Origin of the sequence: Mesoterricola silvestris (assembly GCF_030295405.1) — a bacterium.
GTDB lineage: Bacteria > Acidobacteriota > Holophagae > Holophagales > Holophagaceae > Mesoterricola > Mesoterricola silvestris.
The window spans coordinates 4,136,580-4,159,166 of the sequence record NZ_AP027080.1 but is presented as its reverse complement, the minus strand read 5'-3'; the positions used below and the strand labels follow the sequence as shown (position 1 = coordinate 4,159,166).

18 protein-coding genes and 2 tRNA genes are annotated in these 22,587 nt (G+C 67.6%); 10 read left to right on the top strand and 10 right to left on the bottom strand.

What is annotated here, in order from left to right; all coding sequences use genetic code 11:
• Positions 1-77: 77 nt before the first annotated feature.
• Both R2J76_RS17785 and R2J76_RS17780 read right to left on the bottom strand, forming a co-directional pair.
• Entirely contained in the window at positions 78-1,517 is a 1,440-nt protein-coding gene (locus R2J76_RS17785; RefSeq protein WP_316412993.1) for a putative bifunctional diguanylate cyclase/phosphodiesterase, read from the bottom strand.
• A 148-nt stretch (positions 1,518-1,665) separates the two neighbouring features.
• On the bottom strand, positions 1,666-2,241 hold the full coding sequence (locus R2J76_RS17780; protein WP_316412992.1) for a hypothetical protein: 576 nt from the start codon (positions 2,239-2,241) through the stop codon (positions 1,666-1,668).
• A 136-nt stretch (positions 2,242-2,377) separates the two neighbouring features.
• Between R2J76_RS17780 and R2J76_RS17775 the strand changes: the two genes are divergently transcribed.
• A complete protein-coding gene (locus tag R2J76_RS17775) occupies positions 2,378-3,634 on the top strand; it encodes a class II D-tagatose-bisphosphate aldolase non-catalytic subunit (RefSeq protein WP_316412991.1) in 1,257 nt (418 codons plus the stop codon).
• A 190-nt stretch (positions 3,635-3,824) separates the two neighbouring features.
• Positions 3,825-5,486, top strand: coding sequence for a methyl-accepting chemotaxis protein (locus tag R2J76_RS17770; RefSeq protein ID WP_316412990.1), 1,662 nt, complete (start codon positions 3,825-3,827; stop codon positions 5,484-5,486).
• 357 nt (positions 5,487-5,843) lie between these two features.
• Here the strand turns inward: R2J76_RS17770 and R2J76_RS17765 are convergent, their stop codons facing one another.
• Positions 5,844-7,253, bottom strand: a complete 1,410-nt coding sequence (locus R2J76_RS17765) for an AGE family epimerase/isomerase (RefSeq protein ID WP_316412988.1) — start codon at positions 7,251-7,253, stop codon at positions 5,844-5,846.
• A 723-nt stretch (positions 7,254-7,976) separates the two neighbouring features.
• Here R2J76_RS17765 and R2J76_RS17760 point away from each other — a divergent pair.
• Positions 7,977-9,554 carry a methyl-accepting chemotaxis protein gene (locus tag R2J76_RS17760; protein WP_316412987.1) on the top strand — a complete coding sequence of 526 codons (1,578 nt, stop codon included), beginning with the start codon at positions 7,977-7,979 and terminating at the stop codon, positions 9,552-9,554.
• Positions 9,555-9,758: 204 nt separating this feature from the next.
• Here the strand turns inward: R2J76_RS17760 and R2J76_RS17755 are convergent.
• The 3 genes from R2J76_RS17755 to R2J76_RS17745 all read right to left on the bottom strand — a co-directional run bounded on the left by R2J76_RS17755 (position 9,759) and on the right by R2J76_RS17745 (position 10,977).
• Positions 9,759-9,833: transfer RNA gene (locus R2J76_RS17755), tRNA-Asn, on the bottom strand.
• A gap of 38 nt (positions 9,834-9,871) precedes the next feature.
• Positions 9,872-10,456: a GTP-binding protein gene (locus R2J76_RS17750; RefSeq protein WP_316412986.1), complete on the bottom strand. Its 585-nt coding sequence runs from the start codon at positions 10,454-10,456 to the stop codon at positions 9,872-9,874.
• A 23-nt stretch (positions 10,457-10,479) separates the two neighbouring features.
• Positions 10,480-10,977 carry a roadblock/LC7 domain-containing protein gene (locus tag R2J76_RS17745; RefSeq protein ID WP_316412985.1) on the bottom strand — a complete coding sequence of 166 codons (498 nt, stop codon included), beginning with the start codon at positions 10,975-10,977 and terminating at the stop codon, positions 10,480-10,482.
• 214 nt (positions 10,978-11,191) lie between these two features.
• Between R2J76_RS17745 and R2J76_RS17740 the strand changes: the two genes are divergently transcribed.
• Positions 11,192-11,282: transfer RNA gene (locus R2J76_RS17740), tRNA-Ser, on the top strand.
• A gap of 42 nt (positions 11,283-11,324) precedes the next feature.
• On the opposite strand, the gene R2J76_RS17735 is transcribed toward R2J76_RS17740, so the two are convergent.
• Positions 11,325-13,160 (bottom strand): glycoside hydrolase family 15 protein, encoded by a 1,836-nt coding sequence (locus R2J76_RS17735; RefSeq protein WP_316412984.1) that lies wholly within the window; start codon positions 13,158-13,160, stop codon positions 11,325-11,327.
• A 207-nt stretch (positions 13,161-13,367) separates the two neighbouring features.
• Here R2J76_RS17735 and R2J76_RS17730 point away from each other — a divergent pair, with 207 nt between their 5' ends.
• Together R2J76_RS17730 and R2J76_RS17725 are read left to right on the top strand one after the other, a co-directional pair.
• Complete coding sequence (locus tag R2J76_RS17730) at positions 13,368-13,967, top strand: TetR/AcrR family transcriptional regulator (RefSeq protein ID WP_316412983.1); 600 nt, start codon at positions 13,368-13,370, stop codon at positions 13,965-13,967.
• A 16-nt stretch (positions 13,968-13,983) separates the two neighbouring features.
• A complete protein-coding gene (locus tag R2J76_RS17725) occupies positions 13,984-14,301 on the top strand; it encodes a thioredoxin family protein (protein ID WP_316412982.1) in 318 nt (105 codons plus the stop codon).
• Between the two features lie 8 nt (positions 14,302-14,309).
• Here R2J76_RS17725 and R2J76_RS17720 read toward each other — a convergent pair whose 3' ends face one another.
• Complete coding sequence (locus R2J76_RS17720; RefSeq protein ID WP_316412981.1) at positions 14,310-14,975, bottom strand: hypothetical protein; 666 nt, start codon at positions 14,973-14,975, stop codon at positions 14,310-14,312.
• Positions 14,976-15,133: 158 nt separating this feature from the next.
• Here R2J76_RS17720 and R2J76_RS17715 point away from each other — a divergent pair, with 158 nt between their 5' ends.
• Positions 15,134-16,447, top strand: a complete 1,314-nt coding sequence (locus R2J76_RS17715; RefSeq protein ID WP_316412980.1) for an LIC_10091 family protein — start codon at positions 15,134-15,136, stop codon at positions 16,445-16,447.
• Positions 16,448-16,517: 70 nt separating this feature from the next.
• Complete coding sequence (locus R2J76_RS17710; protein ID WP_316412979.1) at positions 16,518-17,408, top strand: response regulator; 891 nt, start codon at positions 16,518-16,520, stop codon at positions 17,406-17,408.
• On the opposite strand, the gene R2J76_RS17705 is transcribed toward R2J76_RS17710, so the two are convergent.
• Together R2J76_RS17705 and R2J76_RS17700 are read right to left on the bottom strand one after the other, a co-directional pair.
• The gene (locus R2J76_RS17705; protein WP_316412978.1) at positions 17,409-18,386 is read right to left on the bottom strand and encodes a 2-hydroxyacid dehydrogenase; all 978 of its coding nucleotides are present in this window, start codon (positions 18,384-18,386) and stop codon (positions 17,409-17,411) included.
• Positions 18,387-18,715: 329 nt separating this feature from the next.
• Positions 18,716-20,155: an MFS transporter gene (locus R2J76_RS17700; RefSeq protein WP_316412977.1), complete on the bottom strand. Its 1,440-nt coding sequence runs from the start codon at positions 20,153-20,155 to the stop codon at positions 18,716-18,718.
• A 298-nt stretch (positions 20,156-20,453) separates the two neighbouring features.
• Between R2J76_RS17700 and R2J76_RS17695 the strand changes: the two genes are divergently transcribed.
• Together R2J76_RS17695 and R2J76_RS17690 are read left to right on the top strand one after the other, a co-directional pair.
• Entirely contained in the window at positions 20,454-22,118 is a 1,665-nt protein-coding gene (locus R2J76_RS17695; protein ID WP_316412976.1) for an L-lactate permease, read from the top strand.
• A 39-nt stretch (positions 22,119-22,157) separates the two neighbouring features.
• Entirely contained in the window at positions 22,158-22,571 is a 414-nt protein-coding gene (locus tag R2J76_RS17690; RefSeq protein WP_316412974.1) for a cupin domain-containing protein, read from the top strand.
• Positions 22,572-22,587 lie beyond the last annotated feature (16 nt).

The following is a 22,587-nucleotide window of genomic DNA, read 5'->3' as shown; positions in this document are numbered from 1 at the left end:
CGCAGGCCCTCCGTTGGCGCAGCTTGTCTGCACCAACGAATCAGGCCGCACGTCCGGAACCCGGCCCCCCCACCCTCCTACACCGCCCGGTCCTGCATCGGCGGCCCCAGGAGGGCGTTGAAGGCGGTGTTGATCTGGGTTTCGAGGTGGATGCCCATGGCGGCGGCCTCCATGGGGCGGCCCATGAGGTAGCCCTGGAAGGAGTGGCAGCCCATGGCGTGGAGGGTCTCCTTCTGGGCCTGGGTCTCCACGCCCTCGGCCACGAGGCTCAGGCCCAGGTTGTTGCCCAGGTTCACGATGGTCTGGACGATGGGGTTGGAGGAGATCACGCCGGGGCGGTCGGGGTGCATGTTGCGCACGAAGGCCTGGTCGATCTTCAACGTGTCGATGGGCAGCTGCTGCAGGTAGCTGAGGCTCGAGTAGCCGGTTCCGAAATCGTCCAGCCCGATGCGCACGCCCAGGGCCTTGAGGTCGTGGAGCGGCGTGTGGCGCGGGTCGGAGTTCTTCAGGAGGCTGCTCTCGGTGATCTCCAGCTCCAGGCAGGAATGGCTGAGCCGGGATTCGCGCAGGGTGCGGGCCACGTAGTCCACCAGCCGCGGCGAGGCCAGCTGCACCGGCGAGACGTTCACGGCGAGTTTGATGGGCCGGGGACTCAGGGCCTGCCAGATCGCGGCCTGGCGGCAGGCGTTGTTCAAGGCCCATTCGCCCAGGGTGTGGATGAAGAGGTTCTCCTCGGCCAGGGGGATGAACTTGGAGGGGGGCACGGCGCCCAGCACCGGGTGCTGCCAGCGCAGGAGGGCCTCCATGCCGACGATGTGGCCTTCCATGTTGAACTGCGGCTGGTAGAAGATCCGCATCTCGTTCTTGACGAGGCTCTCGCCCAGGAAGGCGTCCATCTGCTGGCGCTCGAAGGCGGCTTCGCTGAGGGTGAGGGTGGTGCACTGGATGGCGTTGCCGCCGCCGGCCTTGGCGCGGTTGCAGGCGTTCTCCGCCTCCTTCTGGAGGGTGGACGCGTTGTCCCCGTCCTGGGGCGACAGGCTGATGCCGATGCTGGCGGTGAGCCGCACTTCCCGCTTGGAGACCCGGTAGGGGATGCACAGGGCGTCCAGGATGCCCTGGGCGATGCGCAGCGGCTCCAGGGGATCCCGCACCTCGGGCAGGAGCACCGCGAACTGGTCGCTGCCCACCCGGGCCAGGGTGTCGCCGGGGCGCAGGAGCACGGAGATGCGCCGGGTGAGCTGCAGGCAGAGGTCGTCGGAATCGGCGAAGCCCAGGGTCTGGTTGATGGACTTGAAGCGGTCCAGTTCGATGAAGAGCACGGCCACCATGTTGCCTTGGCGGTGGGCCATGAGGATGGCCTGGCCCGTGCGGTCCGCCAGGCGGAAGCGGTTGGGCAGGCCCGTGAGCGGGTCCTGGTCCCGGAGCCCCTCCAACTGGGCCTTGAGCTGGGCCACTTCCATGCGGGCCTTGGCCAGATGCTCCACGAGCTCCGAGGCTTCCATATCTTTCAAGAGCATTTCATTCGGATCCGGATCGGGCTGAACAGAGGCCACGAAAGAAGCTCCTTGGGGACCTGCTCGGGTTGCGGTGGTTGCGCGGTCTAGTGTCTCCAGGCCTCAGGATGAATGCGAATATGAAACAATGGAACACATTATTGGGCACCGATCAACTCCAGAGTAGGTGGTACTCATGGAGGGTTCCCCCGGGTTCCGCGGGGGGGATGTGGCGCACCGCGGCGCCATGGGCGCCGGCGATCTGGAGACCGTGGGTGAACCAGGCGGGCACATGCCTTTGGAAAAACCAGGGCACCGGCCAAGCGGCCCAGATGCGCACCACCGCGGACTGGGGGCCCGTGAGCTCCGCCGTGATCACGCCGCCCTCCACCGATCCCCGCCAGAAGCCCGGCAGGGCCGCCACCAGCTCCTCCGGGCCCTGGAAGGCGCCGGGGTGGCGGACCCGGATGGTTTCCGCCCCCAGGGCCCCCGGCACCGGGCCCAGGTTGCCGGCCCGGCGGAAGGCAAGCCAGCATTCGGTCACCAGGTCCGCGTCGATCCAGGTGTCGAAGGGGGGCGGGGCCTCGGCCAGGGCCCGGGCCCGGGGGGAGAGGTCCGCGAGGAGGCTCCGCCAGGTGTCCTCCCCCGCGGCGGCCCGGGCCGCGGCCACGCTCATGGGAAAGCTGGACCCCCGCACCCGCCGGACGACGGCCGCTTCGTTCGGCAGGTTGGTGGGTGAGGGGTTCATCCTGGGATTTTAGCCTCCCGGGGGTCCCCCGATCCAAATTTCGGGTTACGGGGCCGGGGACCACCGCTAACCTTTGGAATGAGGATTCAAACCATGGAACCCCATTTGGCCCTGTGCATCCAGGCTGGAGGATGGAGTGCCTGAGCGGCTCCTCGAACTGTGCGAAAGCCGGAGGCTGGGCCGCATCCGGGGCCTGACGTCCATCTGCTCCACCCATCCCCTGGTGGTCCGGGCGGCCATGGACGAGGTCCTGGCCACCGGCGGGCCGCTGCTCATCGAGGCTTCGGGCAATCAGGTGAACCAGCTCGGCGGGTACACCGGCATGACGCCGGAAACCTTCCGGGACTTCGTGCACGGCCTGGCCGCGGAGGCCGGCCTGGAGACCTCCCGCCTCATCCTGGGCGGGGACCACCTGGGCCCCGGCCCCTGGCGGCTCCAGCCTGCGGCCCAGGCCCTGGGCAAGGCCGGCGCCCTGGTGCAGGCCTGCGTGGCGGCGGGGTACCGCAAGCTCCACCTGGACACCACGGTCGCCTGTGCGGGCGATGGTACGGTCCTTTCCCCGGAGACCGCCGCCCGGCGGGCTGCGTCCCTTTGCCTGCTGGCTGAACGAGCCTGGCAGGACGACCCGGCGGGTTCGCCCCCGGTGTACGTGCTGGGCCTGGACACCGCGGCGGATGCGGAGCCGCGCGTCACCCCGGCCCCGGAGGTGGGCCGGTCCCTGGACCTGTTCCAGGCCGCCTTCGCCCGGGAAGGCGTGGCCGCCGCCTGGGACCGGGTCGTGGCCCTGGTGGTCCAGCCCGGCGTGGATTTCAGCGAGACCGCGGTGCACCCCTACAACCGCAAGAAGGCCCGCCCCCTCACCAAGGCCATCGCGGGCCGCCGGCCCTGGATGTTCGAGGCCCACGCCACCGACTACCAGCACCCCGGGGTCCTGCGGGAACTGGTGGAGGATGGGGTGGGCATCCTCAAGGTGGGCCCCTGGCTGACCTTCGCGTGCCGGGAGGCCCTCTTCTCCCTGGAGGACGTGGCCCGGGAGATGCAGGGGGAGGGGAGGGGGATCCAGCTGCGGGAGGTGCTGGACCGCGCCATGCGCAAGGACCCGGTGCACTGGAAGGACCACCACCATGGCCCGGACACGTCCTACACCCGGCTCTTCAGCTACCGGGACCGGTCCCGGTACTACTGGACCGACCCGGACGTGGAAGCGGAGGTGGAGCGCCTCCTGGACGCCACGGCGGGTCCCCTGCCGAGCCAGCTCCTGGACCTGCATCTTCCCATGGCCCTGGATTCCGTCCTGGACGGCGACCTGGAACCCAGCGGAAGGGCCATCGTCCTCCACGCCGTGCGGCGGGTGCTGGGCCACTACTTCACCGCCTGCCGGGCCGACGCATAGGACGAACGTCCGGGACATGTACGATCGCCTGGCCAGCCCAGGGCACTCCCCTGACTTTTACCGTGATTTTACTTGCAATGCCGCCGAAAGCCCCCCTCTGACGCGGTTGGGGAAATTACACCTCGCGGGTCATGTATTTCCAAGATAAATTTAAGAGTTCAAGTTACCGGCCCCGCCAGAAGGTCTGCCCATGAGAAACAACCAACCGGTCACCTCGGTCGAGCACCACCTCAAGGATGGTGCATTCATCGTCTCCATGACGGACCCCCAGGGCCGGATCACCTTCGTGAACGACGAGTTCGTGCGCATGAGCGGGTTCACCGCGGAAGAGCTCATGGGCCAGCCCCACAACCTCGTGCGCCATCCCTTCATGCCCGCGGCGGCCTTCGCCGATCTGTGGGCCACGGCCAAGTCCGGCAAGCCCTGGTTCGGCATCGTCAAGAACCGCTGCAAGAACGGGGATTTCTACTGGGTGGACGCCAACATCACGCCGGTGATGGAACGGGGGCAGATCACCGGCTACGTCTCCATCCGGAGCCGTCCTTCCAAGGCCCAGGTCCGGGAGGCGGAACGGGTGTACGCGCACCTCAACGCCGGCAAGTCCATGGCGGAGGCCACGGCCCAGCCCTGGATGCCCCTGCGGTCCTGGTCCTCCCGTTCGCGCATGGTGGCCGGTTTCGCGGCCCTGGGGGGAATCGTGGCCCTGGTCGGGGCCCTGAACCTGGCCACGCTCCTGAAGGTCTCCGCCGGGGTGAAGCAGATCCAGGACAGCGGCGCGGCCCCCCGGGGACTCGCGGAGATCGGCGCGCTGGCCGACGGCGGCATCGGGCTGCTGGGCGCGGGGGGATTGGCGGCGCTCCTGGGCGGGGCGGCCATCGCCTGGCTCCTGATCCGGGCCCAGCGGCTCCAGCTGGGGGGGGATCCCGACACGGCCATCGGCATCGTCCAGCAGATCGCCCAGGGCGACCTGCGGGTGGAGATCGACACGCCGCCCGGGGACGTGACCAGCCTCCTGGCCAGGCTGCGCACCATGCAGTCCAACCTCAAGGGCATGGTGAACCGCATCCGCTTCGATGGGACCCGGGTGACGGAGACCGCCGAGAGCTTCTCCGCCGCCACCCACCAGATCGCCGCCACCAGCCGCGAGCTGGCCCGCAATTCCGAGGAGGAGCGCATCGCGGTGGAGCGCATGGCCTCGGCCATGACCGAGCTTTCCGCCTCCATCCAGGAGGTGGCGTCCAATGTGAAGGCCAGCCAGCGCCAGGCCCAGGAGGCCGTCACGGCTACCGAGGCCGGGGATCGCTCCGGCGAGGCCGCCATGGTGGCCATGGCCCAGGTGGAGGAGGCCACCACCAAGGTCGTGCAGGCGGTGCGCGTGATCCAGGAGATCGCCCGCCAGACCAACCTCCTCTCCCTCAACGCCGCCATCGAGGCCGCCAAGGCCGGGTCCCTGGGCAAGGGCTTCGCGGTGGTGGCCGAGGAGGTGCGGAAGCTGGCCGAACGCAGCGCCCAGTCCGCCCGCGAAATCGCCAGCCTCATCGAGGTGAGCAACGAGGCCGTGACCCAGGGCCGCACCACGGTGCAGGGCGCCGTGGACGCCCTGGGCGACATCCGGGACCACATCGGCCAGGTGACCTCCATGGCCATGGAGATCAGCGCCTCCGCCGAGGAGCAGTCCACCGCCAGCTCCGAAGTGGCCTCCCAGGTGGAGCGCAGCGCCGCCAAGGCCACGGAGAACGCCAGCGCCAGCGTCCAGCTCTCCAGCACCGTGGAGACCATCAGCGCCCATTCCGATCAGCTCGCCCACACCGCCGAAGGCCTCGCGGCGCTGGCGAGGCAGTTCAGGACCTAGACCAACGTTCCGACCCACCCCGTCCTTTCAAAGCGAAAGGCCAATCTGGTGGGTTTTCGATCGGGGCAACTCGCCGGGGATCCCCTCTTTCATCCCCTGCATCCTGTTCATCCGTTTTCATCCCTGTTCCCGCAGGGCCAGAGCAGGGATGGGTCGGCGCATGCAGATCAAGCGCGCGCCGCCCCATCTCATCACTGGCCCTGCGGGAACAGGGATGAAAACGGATGAAAGGGATGAAGGGGATCAGCCGTGGAACTCGGCCCGTTCCTGGCTGAGGAGCCAGCCAGCGGTTTCCATGGGATTTCTATCTATTGGTTTCGTTAGTGATAATTGGGGTGCGTCGGGAACTTGGGCCAGCTACCGGATTCCGGAAAAGGACACCTCGACCTTGCTCAAGCCGGGAAAGCCCGGCAGGGGCGAGACCCGCTTCGTTCCCGGGGTTCCCGCGAAGAAGTAGGGGTTGACCGGCGCCTTGGGGTCGGGGAGGGCGAAGTGGAGGGTGGCGGGCTTGGCCTCCAGGGCCCGGGAGGTGATGTAGCCCACCAGGGCGTGTTCGGCGGAGTGATAGCCGTTCTTCCACAGGTGGATCTTGGGGGAATCGGGGTAGGTCTCGCCGCGGGGGCCCACCCAGCCCCACACCTCGTGGTGCCTGGGGTCCACCATGGAGGTGAGCCAGAACGCGGCGGTGCCGTCCAGGGTGCGGGACCATTTGCGGTCGGCGAGGGCCAGGGTCGCGGCCAGCTGGTCCAGCTCGGCGTAGATCCACCATTCCTTGGACGGCTCCACGGTGCCGTCCCGGCGGAGCTTGGATCCCCAGGTGCCGTCGGGCAGCAGGGCCATGTCCAGGACGGCGGCGCCCTCGGTGTCGGCGAAGCGCGCCAGGGCCTCGTCCCCGGCGAGGCGCCCGATGCGGCCGATCATCCACAGGGCCTTGGCGGTGTGGCCGAAATCGGTGTGGCGCGTGCCCAGGGCCCTGGGCTCGTGGAGGGTGCCCCAGAAGAGGTGCCGCTCGGGGGAATGGTACTTCTCCACCATCACCCGGGCCAGCCTGACCAGGTCGGCCTTCCACTGGGTCCGCAGGGGCTCCGGGAGAATGGGCGCCAGGAGCAGCATGTAGGCGTTCACCTGGTCCAGCTGCGCCACCAGTTCCTGGCGGCCGGTCTCCTCCGCGGGGCCCTTGGCGGCCCAGCGGAGCATGCCCCAATCCTTGTCCCAGTACCGGGTGAAGATGTGGTCCTTCAGGCGCACGATGTCGGCCAGCACCTCGGGGTCGCGGGTGAGGTAGTAGTACATCGCCATGCCCAGTTCCGCGTAGGCCAGGTCCTGGGTGGTGCGCTCCAGCACCGGAGGCCCCGGAACCCCCTTGTCCCAGAAGGTCACCGCGCTCCCGGTGTCCTTGTCCAGGGCCTTCGCGCGCAGGAACCGCACACCGTCCCGGGCCAGGGCCAGCATCGCCGGGTCCCCGGTGAGGTGGTAGGCGGCGCCGTAGAAGAAGGTCTGGCGGGACTTCATGCGGGTGAACTCCATCCCGGCGCTGGCCTTGATCCACCCCGGCGGGTCGGCGATTTCCGGGCAGGGGCTGGCCGGGCTGAACAGGTTGCCGTCATTGCACCGGAAGGTGGGAAAGTCCCCCCGGGGCGTCCCCCAGGCGGCGGGCACGTTCCAGAAGGGGAGCAGGTCCCGGTTGAAGTGATCCAGCCAGCGCTGGCCCGGGACGGCCGCCACCAGGACCGCGGACAGGGAATGGATGAGGAACCGACGCAGCATGGGGCACCTGGGGAAGGAAATGCCCCCAGTATGCCTGACTCCAAATCCCTCCGCCGGAGCCAAAAAAGGGCCCCTGCGGGCGGGCCCCCGGGAACCGAGGGTTCCGCCGGACCGCGGCGTCCCGGCCGGCCTTGGGCCTTCTTGAGGTGGGCCCTTAGGAAGGCCACGACGCCGAACAGGCCTGCCTGTATGAGCGTGTTCCAAAGCAGCACCCTGGGCTGCTGGGCGTGGGGGCTCTCCAGCAGGATGGCGCCCGCGCCAGAATTGCTTATTTCATATTTATTGCGGCATGCGAAATTTCAGCAACAACCAAGTTGACCATCGTCAACCCAATAAAAGGTACATGTGCTTGCCTTGGGATGGTGCCCGTGAATGGCATGCTTGACGGGTTGCTGCGGTCCTACCATTGCCAGGAATAGCCAATGGCTCAAGACGCCGGTTGGCAACACGCTGACGATATATAGCGGCTCAGGTCAGGTTCAAGGCTGATTGATTATCCCCCCCAAGGGTGGTCCAGGAAATAAAGCTATGCTATGTTTGATTTCCATTGGCATACAACTTCATCTTTCGCTGAACCAGGTGGCCCCACGATCGGCTCTGGTCCTTTTGGCGCTCCATATATAATCTAGGCATCAAGATCCAAGAATCAGTTCAAGTCGCTTATGGGCTTGCCTTGCGGACGTTTGAAATCCAATTGGCTATTAATGGATTAGAGGGGAAACGATGATTTATAATTGGAAAAGCATCGGCATCAAATTGACGGTGGGGAGTGCCGTAGCCGGTTTCCTGCTTGCAGGATCCATCGTGGTGGCGACGTTTGGCCTGAAATCGGCCAGCACCACGTTCAAGAATTATTCCGAGGTTGAAGCGCCACAACTTGTTATTTATACCCAGCTATATGCAAACGGGTTACAGACGGGTCAGGCGCTTCGCAACATCATCCTCGACCCTAAGGGGCAACAGGCCTATCAGAACTACGATCAAGCCGTCAAAGAATTCGACGTGGCCCTTCGCGAAGGCCTCAGGCTTACCGAAGGGGCGTCGGAGCGGCACGGCCTCTTGATTGAAATAACCAATCAATGGAATGAGCTGCTCCGGGACCAGCAGCCCGTCCGGGAACAGAAATTGGACATGGTCGCATCGGTGTCGCTTCTGAACAGGCAGGTGACCCCGAAATGGCGGGCCATCCGGGGCAAGCTTCTCTCCCTGACCAATCGGGAAGAACAGGACATGGCGGTGGCCCGGAAGGCTTCGATGGAGAGCATCGCGCACTCCATCACCCTCTCCCTGATCGTCGGAATCGCCGCCCTCGTGGTGGGGACCCTGATCATCGTCACCACGACCCGAAGCGTCCTTCAACGGCTTGCCGAGCTGAACAATGCCGTGGAGGTGCTTTCCACCGGAAGCGCCGACCTCACATTCCGCCTTCCGGATGAAGGTGGGGACGAGCTCGCCCACATTGCCACCCTCCTCAACAATTTCATGGAGTTCTACCAAAGGTTCTTCAAGGACCTTGCCCTCCACGCTCAAACCATTGCCTCAGGGTCCACAGAACTGTCCGCCACGGCGGAGGAGATGGCGGCGACGACCCAATCCATCGCCAACGATTCCCTCGCGCAGCAGAATGGGGCGGGGCGGATGGCGGCAGCCGTAAATGAGCTTACGGTTAGCATTGAACAGGTGAGCGGTCATGTGCAGGATGCCCTCGCGAAGATGGACAACGCACTTTCGGTCACTCACAGGGGCGAGGAGGCGGAACTCGCGACTTCCAAAGCCATGGAGGCCATCCAGCAATCCGTATCGGAAATCGTGACAGCCATACGGGTCATCGACGAGATCGCCACCCAGACCAACATGCTCTCGTTGAATGCCGCCATCGAGGCCGCCAAGGCGGGCCAGCATGGCAGAGGTTTCGCGGTGGTCGCGGAGGAAGTGCGCAAACTCGCCGAACGCTCAGGCTCGGCCGCCAAGGAAGTGCGTGAACTCGCATCCGTCTGCGTGGAGAGCATTGCCACGGGCAACACCACGGTCGCCACCTCGGGGAAGGCGTTGGTGGAAATCAGCGAGTCCATCATGGTCGTGGCCTCTAGGCTCAAGGAAATCGGCTGCGCAAGCGCCGAGCAGGCGCGGACCGGCCAGGAGGTGGGCCGGCAAGTGGATTCGGTGGCTTCCGCTAGCACCCGGATGGCCAGTGCCACTTCCGAGCAGGCGTGCACGGTGACCGAGGTCAGCGGAACGGCGCATGAACTCGCCAAAGTATCGGAGTTCATCAACGCCATGACCCGCCGGTTCAAATTCTGATCCGCGCCGCGAGCCGTTTGGCACTCGCGCAGCTCAACGTGGTCCAGCGAAGCCCCGGGCCGAAGTTCATACGATTGACAGCAAAAATCTCCGGTCCCATTGGGTTTCCGGGGCTGCCCTTCCCGGCGCCTACCTGCCAGCAATTCTGTGATTCAAATCCCCCTGCCGGAGCCAAAAAAAAGGGCCCAAAGGGCCCGTTTTTTTTGGCTCCGGCGGAGGGATTTGAACCCCCGACCCATCGGTTAACAGCCGATTGCTCTACCACTGAGCTACGCCGGAAAGCGTGAATGTCAATTCTACAGGATTCCGGACAGGAATCAACTCCTCTGTAGCTCCATGAGGATCTGCCGCGCGCAGGCCTTGAGGGTCTCGATGACGCCCTGGCCCCGGCTGGCGACGGCCTCGACCATGGGCTCGTTCCGGAAGCGGAGCAGGTCCTCCATCTCCCCCAGGGGGGCGGCGGTGGGCATGTCCCGCTTGTTGAGCTGGAGGACGTAGGGGATCGTGCGGATGTCGAAGCCGTTGTCCTTGAGGTTGGTGGCGAGGTTGGCGATGGATTCGATGTTGGCTTCCAGGCGCGGCCTCTGGCTGTCGGCCACGAAGATCACGCCGTCGCAGCCCCGGAGGATGAGCTTGCGGGAGGCGTCGTAGAAGACCTGGCCGGGCACCGTGTACAGGTGGAAGCGGACCTTGAAGCCCTTGACCATCCCCATGTCCAGGGGCAGGAAATCGAAGAAGAGGGTCCGGTCGGTCTCGGTGGCCAGGCTCACCAGCTTGCCGCGCTTCTCGGGGTTGGCCTGTTCGTGGATCCACTGGATGTTCGTGGTCTTGCCGCAGAGGCCCGGACCGTAGTAGACGATCTTGCAGTTGATCTCTCTGGATGCGTAATTGATGAATGTCATCGTGGTATCCGAGGGTGCCTGGATCAGTCGCCGAACAGTTTATCGATGTCCTCGTCCGTGATCTCGGAAAAGGGGCTTTCGAAGCTGGAGGATTCATCGGCCGTGGCCTGGGCGCGCTGCTCGACCTTCTCGAAGATCTCCGCCAGCTCCCGGCTGGATTTCTTGACCCGCAGCCGTACCAGGGCGAGGCTCGAGGACTGGTCGAAGATCACCACCAGGATGCCCCGCTTGCCCACGATGGAGATGTGCAGGTTGTCCTTCTCCCCCTCGTGGAAGAGCAGGCTGAACTCCTTCTCCCCGATGAGCTTGGCGAGCCCGTCCGTGGCGGCGACGTTGCCGGCGGTGAGGGAGGCGAGGCTGGTGGCGTCGATGCTCCGCACATCGCCGCTGGCGGCGATCTGCTGTCCATTCTTGTCGACGAGGAAGACGACCTTGCTGCTGGAGTCCACCTGGAGGCGACCGATGATCTCCTGGAGCTGCTTGTATTCTTCCTCGAACATGACCAGATCCAGCTTGGCCACACTTCCTCCCAACGTATTGCGTTCAGGTGAGCATACCGCACTTCCACCAGGGGCATGTCCGGGGAAGGCCGGAAGGGACAGGACAGGAGCGCTCCAACGTTGAATTAAATATTTATTCACCCCTTCCGGGACCGCCCCCGCTGCATTCCGGGCTTGGTTCCGGACCCCGGTCGTGTTAGCCTGTCAAGTCCCGCGCAGGCTGGGAGCCACCGAAGGAGAGTTGTCCGAGTGGTTTAAGGAGCACGATTGGAAATCGTGTATAGGTCAAAAGCCTATCGGGGGTTCGAATCCCCCACTCTCCGCCAAAAGCAGTGAAAAGCCCCTGAGGAATCAGGGGCTTTCTTTATTCAGGACACCGCCTCCGCCACCCATGCCGGCGCCCCCGGGGAGGACCAGGCCCTCACCTGGCCGTCCCGGGCCTCCAGGAGTTCGGAAAGGGTGATGGCGGCGTTGATGAGGCCCACGTGGGTGTAGGCCTGGGGGAAATTCCCCAGGAGCCGGCCGGTGGCGGGGTCGATGTCCTCGGAAAAGAGGCCCACGGGGTTGGCGAAGGCGCAGACCCGCTCGAACACCGACACGGCTTCCTCCAGCCGGCCCGCCAGGGCCAGGGCCTCGGCCCACCAGAAGGAGCAGATGGTGAAGGCGCTGGTGGGCGCGCCCAGATCGTCCGCATGCCGGTAGCGCAGCATGAGGCCGTTGTCCGTCAGGAGGTTCCCATAGCGGTCGAGGGTGGAAAGGAAGCGGGGATCCCGGGGGTCGATGAGGCCCAGGGTGGGCAGCAGGAGGAGGGAGGCGTCCGGGAAGAGGCCGCCCAGGGTCTGGGTGAAGAACCCCAGGCGGGTGTTGTAGCCCTGTTCCAGGATCACGGACCGCTCCCGGTCGGCCACGGCCTGCCAGCCGCCGGCCAGGGCGTGCTCCCCGAAGCGCCGGGCGATGGCCGCCCCACGCTGGATGGCCACCCAGCACATGGCCCGCGAGAACGTGTAGTGGTCCTCCTGGGTGCGGTATTCCCAGATGGAGGTGTCCGGAAGGGGGGCCAGGGCGATGGCCTCCTCCACCAACCGGCGCACCAGGGGGAAGAACCCGTGGCTCTCCTCGTCGTGGGCCAGCCGGGGGTCGCGCAGGAGGGTTTCCAGGCAGAGCATGAGCTCCCCCATGAGATCGTGCTGGCGCTGGGCCACGGCCGCGTTGCCGATGCGCACGGGTCCCTGCCCGCCGAAGCCCGCCAAGTGCCCCAGGAGCCGCTCCGGCGCCGAGAGGCTTCCGTCGATGCCGTACAGCGGTTGGAGCGGCCCGGCCTCGGCCACGGTCTGCAGGTAGCGCAGGAAGCGCTCCCCCTCGCGCATGTGGCCGAGCCTCCGCAGGGCCTCCACCACGAAGGCCGCGTCCCGCAGCCAGCAGTAGCGGTAGTCCCAGGTGCGCTCGCTGCCCATGGCCTCGGGGATGCTGGTGGTGGTGGCGGCGATGATGGCCCCCGTGTCCTCGAAGGCGTGGAGCTTGAGGCACAGGGCCGAGCGCAGCACCAGTTCGGGCTTGAACAGGGGCAGGCCGCAGGTCTTGGCCCAGTGCACCCACCCGTCCCGGGTGGACTCCAGCTCCCGCTGCACCCGGTCCAGGGTCATGGGGGGGACGGATCCGTAGGACAGGCTCAGGTACACCGGCCCCTCCAGCGTGAACTCCCGCCTGCCCATGACGTAGCTCAGGGGCAGGTTGGTCTGCAAATGGAGCGGGCCGCCCGGGCCCTGCACCTCGACGCGGTCGTGGAGCACCAGGGAGCGGGTGGGGCCCTGGCCGTAGTCCAGGCGGGGGTCGAAATCGATGGAGAGGCGCACCCGCCCGCTCAGGGGCCGGAGGACCCGATGCAGGCGGATGGGCGCCTCCACCCCCCAGGCCTTGGGCAGGCGGGGCGCGAAGTCGAGGATCTCCCACCGCCCCTCCCCATCCTGGAAGCGCGTGCGGAGGACATTGGTATTGGGGAGGTAGGCCTGCTCGCCCTGCAGCTCCCGCCCGCCGGAGAGGATGCGGAATACGCCGCCCGCCCGGTCATCCAGGAGCCGCGCGAACACCGCGGGCCCATCGAAGCTGGGCAGGCACAGCCATTCCATGGCGCTGGTGGGGGAGACGAGGGCCAGCAGGCTGCCGTTGCCGATGAGGCCATGATTCAGGGCGGGAATGTTGACCATGAACGGATCCTTTGGGGGCCGCGGAAGCGGCCGGAGACGGGGGAGGGGCCGGGTCGCGGTGGAAACCGCGCCCTCCTTTGACGCCTTCTGGACCCCGGATGTTCCATTGGGGCCCTTGGTGCGGGCGGAAAAAAAAGAATCCAGTCGCCCGTCCTCTTGCCGGGGCGCGATCTGTACTGTACCGTTCAGTACCATTCTGGAGCCCCCATGCACCCGACCCGGAAAAGAGCCGATCGCAGGACGCTGATCCTGGACGCGGCCCGGCGGCTGTTCCTGGTCCATGGATTTGAAGGCACCAGCATGGAAGCCATCCTGGGGGAGGTGGGGGGATCGAAGGCCACCCTCTATGCCCACTTCCCCGGCAAGGACGCCCTCTTCGAGGCGGCCATGAAAAGCGCGGGGGCCGGCCCCCTGGTCCTGGAACTGGATCCCCGGGTCTCGCCCCGGACCGTGCTGTCCAGGGTTGCGGAGAAGGTCCTCCGGGTGGGGGCATCCACCTGGGCCGTGCGCATGCAGCGCTGCGTCATTGCCCGCACCGAGGCGGCGCCGGAGGCCGCCCGGGCCTTCTTCGAGGCGGGCGCCGGCGCGGCCCTGCGGGACCTGGCGGCCTGGCTTGCCGCCCAGCACCGGGCAGGCGCCCTCCATTGCCCCAGGCCGGCGCAGTCCGCGGAACTGTTCCTGGGCATGGCCCAGGGACTCCATGGCCAGCGGGCCCTTTCCGGACTGCCCCCGCTCGGGGCCTCCGGGCGCGGGGCCTGGGTCCGGTGCGTGGTGCGCGCCTTCCTCGACCTGCACCGGCGATCCTGAGAAAGGTGGTGAGACGATGAACGCATCCCTTCCCTCCGTGGACGAGGCCGGCCTCGCCCGGGCCCTGGCCTCCGGTCCCACCCTGCTGGAGATCGGCGCGCCCTGGTGCACGGCCTGCAAGGCCCTGGCGGCCACGCTCCGGCAGATGGCGCCCTTCCTGGAACCCAGGGTGCGATGGGTCTACCTGGATTCCGAGGCCTTTCCCGGCACGGCGGCGAAGTACGGAGTCATGGCCCTACCCACCCTGCTGCTGTTCCGGGAGGGCAAGGTGGTGGACAGGAGGGTGGGGGCCCTCGGCCGTGCGAACCTCGAGAGCTTCCTCGGGGGCCCCTGAGGCGGGGCTCAAAGGATGACGCAGGCGCACCCCGCCGCCGGCGCGGGCTCTGGCGTCCGGGGCGGCGCCTCCCCGGCCTCGGGGGCGGGGATCAGGTAGTTGTCCCGCACCGGCGCGGGCCTCATCTGGGGCAGGAACTGGGTTACGGCGGGGGCCCTGGGTTTCCGGGGCCGGCGGGAGCGCGCCGGGGCGAGATCGATCAGGCCGTCGAAGTGGAAGAGGGGCGCGCCGTCGACCCCTTCCCGGTCCCGGCTGAGCCGCGGGGCGCGGTTTCCGTTGCGGATGGGCAGGAGGTTCACGGAGGGCCCTCCGGAGCCGGGCAGGACCCGGTGCAGGATGAGGCCGGGTCCCGTGTCCCCCTCCTCCTCCTGGATGGTGAGCCGCACGAAGTGGCCATTCACCGGCAGGTCCGCGTCCTCCACCCGGAACTGGAGACCGGCGCCGCTCACCAGGAGGACGCCCTCCTCCGGCATCCGCCGGAAGGGACCTTCGGGATGGTCGCTGGAATCCCGGACCTGCAGGGGGCCGTCGGATTCGCCGACGGGGGAGAAGATGCGCACGGCCTGGGAGGATGTGTTGGTCAGGTGGCAGTCCACGGCCTCCAGGGCCGGGGAAGCGGCGCCCAGGGCGCAGGCCAGGGCCAGGGCGGCCCGGAGGTGGGTGCAGGGGATCAAGGGGGCTCCAGTCGGACCGGGCGAAGGGCGGGTCCGCACGGGAATTATGTGTATTTTATGAGACAGAAGTTCCTGGAACCTGCCCGGGCCTGCGGCCATTCAAGGCGAACGGGAACCCGGCTGCGCGGGAATCCCCCAACCCCCCAACCGGAGGCTCCATGCTTCTCGAGTCATCGCTGGTATCGGCGGGCCTCGGCCTGTTCTTCCCCCAGGCCGCGCCCCCCGCCGCTCCCCCCCCAGCCCTTTCGCCCTTTCCCACCGTGGCCGCCGAGCCCTGGACCACCTGGCTGCCCAGGCCGGGAACCCGTTCCGGATGCGAACCGGCCCCCGCCGCGCCGGGCTCCGGCACCCCCCTCCAGGACCTTCCGCCGGAACCCCCCGTGGAGGTGGTGGCCCCCTTGGAATTGGAGGAGGACAACGGCCACTCGGTCCTGCTCTATCCCGGTCGCCTGGTCACCAACGAGCGGGGCCTGCCCGCCCTGGCCCGCCACCTGGGCCGGGCGGAAGGGGGGGCCTTCATCGGCGTCGGGGCCCTGTCGAGCCTCCTGCAGCTGGGCATGCAGCGGCGGGAGCGGGGGATCCTCCTGGATTACGACCGGGAGGTGGTGCGCCTGAACCGGGGCCTGCTGGCCCTCATCCGGGCCATCAACGAAACGCCCGGAGCCCGCACCGAGATCCAGCGGTACCAGTTCCTGTGCGCCCTTTGCATGGCCGATGTGCCCGGGACGACCCTGGAGGGCGTCGCCAAGGGCCCCGGGGGCCCCCAGGCCCGGTTCCGGGCCCTGCTGGAGCACATCGGGAAGGCGCCCCTGCTGGACCCCGCCAGGGCGGCCGAACACCTGCGGCCGGCACTTAAGACCCTGGCCAAGGTCTACACCGAGGCGACCCTGAGCGGCGGCCCGGCGAATCTGATGAAGGGCCTGGAGAACCAGGCCCGGAAGAGCTGGCGAGGCACGCCTTCCTTTGAAACCCACCTGCGCGGCCACCAGGGGCGGTTCGCGGCCCAGGTCATGAAGGCGGAGTGGGAGTACTACTTCCGGCACCTGGTGGCGACGCCGGCGGAGGCGGCGCAGCTCTTCCCCATGGACGATGCGGCCTGGCAGCGCTTGGCGGCCATGCATGGGGAGGGCCGCATCCAGGTGATGCGGGCGGACCTGACCAAGGGGGACGGCGCCCTGGCGGCCCTCGGCCGGGCTCTGAAGGCGGCGGGGGTTCCCGTGACCGTGCTGTACGCCTCCAACGCCATGCAGCATTTCGGCTCCGTGCCCGCCAACCGGTTCCACTTCCTGGCCAACCTGGACGCGCTCCCCTGGGCGGACGATGCGGTGGTGCTCATGGCGGGGACCCCCGGCCTCCTGCCCGCGATCCTCACCCGGGCCCAGGAGGACCTCGCGGAAGCGGGGGGAGACGTCTTCACCTACCATGCGCTGCGCCCCCAGGACGTTCGGGTGGCCGTGGGGCGGGCCTGGTAGTCCCCGGAGCCTCTTCTCCGCGCCGGGGGCGCACCTCTGCGATGATGGGGACGGTTCCCGGAGAAGCGCCATGGCCCGCCCCAAGATCCTGATCGTGGAGGACGACGCCCTCACCGCGTCGCTGCTCAGGGGCACCCTCGCGCGGGAAGGCCACGAGATCACCCTGGCCGGCGACGGGCTCGCGGCCCTGCGCATCCTGGAGGAGGACGCCTCCTTCGCCACGGTGCTCCTGGACCGCCTCATGCCGGGCATGGACGGGCTCCAGGTGCTCAGGCACATGAAGGCCACGCCGGCCCTGCGGGAGATCCCCGTGGTGCTGGAGACGTCCATGGATTCGGATTCCGATGTGCGGGAAGGGCTGAAGGCCGGGGCCCTGCACTACCTGGTCAAGCCCCTGGATCCGCGCATGGTGGCCCAGGTGGTGGCCTCGGCGGTGCGGGAATTCGAGATGAGGCGCAAGCTCTACGCGGAGCTCGAGAGCATCCGCGCCGCCATGGGCCTGGTGAAGCGGGGGGTCTTCCACGTGCGCACCCTCGCCCATTGCGAGGACCTGGCCGCCCTGCTGGCCAAGGCCTGCCCGGATCCCAGGCGCTCCGTCACCGGGATCCTGGAACTGCTGATCAACGCGGTGGAGCACGGCAACCTGGGGATCACGTACCGGGAGAAATCGGAACTCATGGCCGCCCAGGCCTGGGCCGCCGAGGTGGAGCGCCGCCAGGACCTCCCGGAAAACCGGGAGCGGCACGTGGTCGTGACCCTCACGCGGCAGGCCGGCGTGACGCGCATCCGCATCCAGGACATGGGCCAGGGCTTCCCGTGGCAGGACTTCGTGGGGGTGGACCGGGAGCGCATGTCCGACAGCCACGGCCGGGGCATCCTGCTGGCCAAGTGGGAGGCCTTCGACCGGCTGGAATACCTGGGGAAGGGGAACTGCGTGATCGCGGAGGTGGGGGAGCCGTGATCAGCCGTTCCGGAGCACCGCGGGGTTGACGCAGGTGCTGGGAGGCTGCCCCGCAAGGACGCTGAGCACGTTCTCCACGGCGATGCGGCCCATGGCCAGCCGGGTCCGGAAGGTGGCGGAGGCGGTGTGGGGCGCCAGGACGACGTTGTCCAGGGCGGCGAGGCCCGGCGCCAGGCGGGGCTCCTCCTCGAAGACGTCCAGGCCCGCGCCCCGGATGACCCCGGCGCGCAGGGCCGCCACCAGCGCGGCCTCGTCCACCAGGGGGCCGCGGCCGGTGTTGATGAGGACGGCGGTGGGCTTCATGGCGGCCAGTTCCTCCCGGCCGATGAAGTGGCGGGTGCCGGGCAGCAGGGGCAGGTGCAGGGACAGGAAGTCCGATTCCCGGAGCAGGGTGGCCTTGTCCACGAAGGTGGCGCCGCAGTTCCGCTCGAATTCCGGCGAGGGGTTCACATCGTGGTAGATCACCCGCATATCGAAGGCCGCGGCCTTGGCGGCGAAGCGGGAACCGATGCGGCCCAGGCCGGCCACGCCCAGGGTCGCGTGGTCCACGTCCAGGCCCAGGAACTGCAGGGGGCCCCATCCGTCCCACCGGCCCGAGCGCAGGAAGCCGTCCGTTTCCGGGATGCGCCGCGCGGCGGCCAGGAGCAGGGCCCAGGCGTGGGTGGCGGTGGCCTCGTCCAGCACCCCGGGCGTGTTGGTGAGGATCACCCCGCGGGCCGTGGCGGCGTCCAGGTCGAAGTTGTTGTAGCCCACCGCGTAGTTCGCGAAGATGCGGCACCGGGGCCCCGCGGCGTCCAGCACCTGGGCGTCGATGGTGTCCGTGAGCAGCGTGATGACGGCGTCCCGCCCCCGCACCTCCCGCAGCAGCTCCTCCCGGGTCAGGGCCCGGTCGTGGGGGTTGATGGAGACGTCGTGGCTCCGCCCCAGGACGTCCAGGGGCTCCTGGGGGAGCATCCGGGTGACGTAGACGTTTGCCATGGCCTGCCTCCTAGCCCACCTTACCGACCCACCCCATCATATAAAAGCCTAAGCCAATCCCCCTCTTTCATCCCCTGCATCCCGTGCATCCTTTTCATCCCTGTTCCCGCAGGGCCAGCGATGGGGTGGGTCGGCGCGTCACGGATCTGCCTGCGACGACCCATCCCAGCGTCGGCCCTGCGGGAACCGGAATGAAAAGGATGCACGGGATAAAGGGGATCAGCAGTCGAACTCAGCCCTTTCCCGGCTGAGGAACCGGACTTTGATTTTCAGGGAATAGCTATCTGGTGGCATCGGTGGTGATTGTTTGTGTGGGTCGGAACCTTGGGCTAGGTCTCGAGGGCCAGCGGTGCGTCCTCCCCATCGGCATGCCCGCTCATGGCGCGCCCGGCGTCCCGGGGGAGGCGGGCGCTCACCGGGGAGGCCACGAAGGAGATGGCCGTCACCGCCAGGAACGCCGCGGAGAAGTCCGAAAGCCGGGGGCTGGCGTGCCCGGAAAGGGCCATGGCCAGGGCGAGGATGGCCGAGGAGACGCAGATGCCCATGGAGAGCATGAGCTGCTGGAAGGTGGAATAGAAGCTCGTGGCCGAGCTCATGCGGTGCTGGGAGATGTCGGCGTAGGCGACGGTGTTGAGGGCGGTGAACTGCAGGGACTGGAAGAAGCCCCCCAGCAGCAGCACGCCGTAGATGAGGACGACGGGCCACCCCGGGCGGAACAGGGCGCACGCGGCCAGGAAGGCCGAGGAGATCAGGCTGTTCCACATGAGCGCGTTCCGGAAGCCGAAGCGGCGCAGGATGGGCGGGGCGGCGATCTTCATGAGGAAGGAGCCCGCGGCGGTGCTGAAGGTGATGAGGCCGCTGCGGGCCGCCGACATGCCGAAGCCCAGCTGCATCATCATGGGCAGCAGGAAGGGCAGGGCCCCCGCGGTGATGCGGGTCAGGGATCCGCCGATGACCGAGATCCCGAAGGTGGGGATGCGCATCATGGAGAAGTCCAGGATCGGATGGGAGGCGCCGCGGGCGTGCAGGAGGTAGGCGACGCCCGCCGCCAGGCCGATGCCGATGACCAGGAGGGTCGTGCCCAGGGAGATGCCCCCGCCGCGGCTGCCCATCTCCAGGCCGTACATGAGGCAGGACAGCGAGGTGCAGGAGAGGACGAAGCCCGGCAGGTCGAACCTCCCCGGGTCCTCCTCCTTGATGTCCTCGATGTAGAGGGTGGCCAGCCAGATGCCGAGGATCCCGATGGGCACGTTGATGTAGAAGATCCAGCGCCAGGAGAGGTACGTCACGAGAAAGCCCCCCATGGGCGGCCCCACCACGGGCCCCAGGAGGGCGGGGACCGTGAACCAGGACATGGCCGAGACCATGTCTTTGCGGGCCACGGTGCGCAGCAGCACCAGCCGGCCCACGGGCACCATCATGGCGCCGCCCATGCCTTGCAGGAACCGGGCCCCCACCAGGAAGAGGAGGCTGCCGCATTGGCCGCACAGCACCGACCCCGCAGTGAACACCAGGATCGCCAGGCGGAAGATGCGCCGCGCCCCGAACCGGTCCGCGAAGTAGCCGCTGGCCGGGATGAAGATGGCCAGGCCCAGGAGGTAGGCCGTCAGGGCCGCGCTCATGTGCAGGGGGGAGACGCCGAAGCTCCGGGCCATGGTGGGCAGGGCCGTGGCCAGGACGGTGGAGTCCAGCTGCTCCATGAACAGGGCGCAGGCGATGATGATGGCGGTGGTGCGGAAGCTGTGGGGACGGGTGGCGGCAATGGACATCCCTTCGAGCATACCGGACCCGGGGGCCGGGCCCGGGCGGGGGCAAACCGGGTGGCCGGTATTTTAATAGATCCGCAAGGCGGGTCCTGCATCCGCCGCTCGGCTTATAAATTTATAAATATAACAACTTGACACAAAAGACCCTCGGCTCTCTAATTCTCGCATCCCCAGCCATTGCCTCACCTCGTGATACGCGCGCCAGCGAGGCCCCGTGACCCTTCGTCGAACCTCCGGTTCCGACCCCGACCCCGGGGCGGGTACCGGACCGTCCAAACCCCGTGAGTGAAAGGACCGCACCATGCAGTGGAACCAGAACTATTCCGCCCTGAACGGGAGCCTGCTCCTGACGGCCCTGGTGGTGGCCATCCCCATCTTCTTCCTCTTCTGGGCCTTGGCGGTCAAGCGCATGAAGGGCCACGTGGCCGGTCCGGTGACGCTCCTGATCACCGTCGCCATCAGCGTCCTGGTGTACCGCATGCCCGTGAGCGCGGCCCTGTCGGCCTCGGCCCTGGGCATGGTGACCGGGCTCTTCCCCATCGGCTGGATCATCCTCACGGCGGTGTTCCTCTTCAACCTCACCGTGGAGAGCGGGCAGTTCGAGATCATCAAGAGCTCCATCTCCTCGCTGTCCCCCGACCGGCGCATCCAGGCGCTGCTCATCGCGTTCTCCTTCTCAGCCTTCATGGAAGGCGTGGCGGGGCAGGGCGCGCCCGTGGCGGTGGCCGCGGCCATGCTCATCGGTCTGGGCTTCCCGGCCCTGCCGGCGGCCGTCATCTGCCTGGTGGCCAACACCCCGCCCGTGCCCTTCGGGCCCGTGGGCGTGCCGACCATGATGATGTCCACGGTCACCGGCATCCCCGCGACCACCATGGCCCGGGCCGTGGGCATCGACATGGCCTTCATGGCCCTGATCATCCCCTTCTTCCTGGTGGTGGTCATGGTGGGTTTCCGGCGCGCCAAGGAAGTGATCCCGGCCTGCCTCGTGGCCGGCGTGAGCTACGCCGCCGCCTCCTTCGCGATCTCCACGTGGTTCGGCCCCGAACTGCCCGCCATCGTGGCCTCCGTGGTGTCCCTGCTCTGCCTCGTGATCTTCCTGCGCTTCTGGCAGCCCTCGGTCACCTGGACCTTCCCGGAGGACACCGCCGCCAGCCACGCCGCGGCCTCGGGCACCTATTCTGCCGGCCAGATCTTCAAGGCCTGGTCCCCCTTCCTCATCCTCATGGTGGTCATGGGCATCTGGGGCACCCCCGCCTTCAAGGCCTACTGCACCAAGGCCCACCACTGGTTCGTCATGGTCCCCAGCTGGCCCTGGCTCAACGGCGTGGTCTTCAAGTCCGCCCCCATCGTCGCCAAGCCCGCCTTGTACGGCGCCAACTACCGCTGGGACTGGCTCATCGCGCCCGGCACGGCCATGTTCATCTCCTCCCTCATCTCCATGGCGGTCCTGGGCATCGGCCCCGCCACGGGCACCCGGGTCTTCCTCAAGACCTTCAGGCAGCTGCGCTTCGCCCTCGTCACCCTGGCCTCGGTCATCGGCCTGGGCTTCCTCGCCAACTACTCGGGCATGTCCTTCACCCTGGGCCTGGCCTTCGCGCAGCTCACGGGCATGGCCTTCCCCATCTTCTCGCCCATCATCGGCCTCGTGGGCGTGTTCCTCACCGGATCCGTCACCTCCTCGGCCGCCCTGTTCGGCAAGCTCCAGCAGGTGACCGCCATGCACCTGGGAATGAATCCCGTCCTCACCACCAGCGCCAACCTCTTCGGAGGCGTCATGGGCAAGCTCATCTCCCCCCAGAGCATCGCCGTGGCCTGCGCCGCCGTGGGCCTGGTGGGCAAGGAGACCGACATTTTCCGCAAGACGCTCAAATATTCCATGATCCTCCTCTGCATGGTGATCGTCCTGGTGCTGCTCCAGGCCTTCGTCATCCCCGCCGTCCTCCCCACCGCGCCCGCCGCCCTTTAGGCGGTAGAATCGAACCGCCCCAGCATAGGAGAGCCCCCCATGCCCCTCACCGGCTATGAACCCGGAACCCTGAAAGGCCTGGTGGATTCCACCCCGGCCGAATCCATCCTGCTGCACCTGCGCGACGAGTATGCCAAGCGCACCCTGCCCGAGAAGGGCGTGGACAGCGTGGTGGCCTTCGACTGCCCCCGCACCCAGCTGATGGTGCGCACCGCCGTCAAGGGCACCCAGGTGGGCACCCACTTCCACACCGTGTGCGACGAGTACGTGATCGTGGTGGGCGGCAAGGGCGAGATCCTCGTGAACGGCGAGTGGAAGCCCGTGAAGATGGGCGACGTCCACGTCTGCCCCCGGGGCATCGTCCACGACACCCGCGCCCTGGAGGAGAACCTCCAGTACCTCTCCATCTTCACCCCCCACCTTCCCGCCGGCACCGACATCAACTGGCTCTAATCCCCGAGGAGAACCC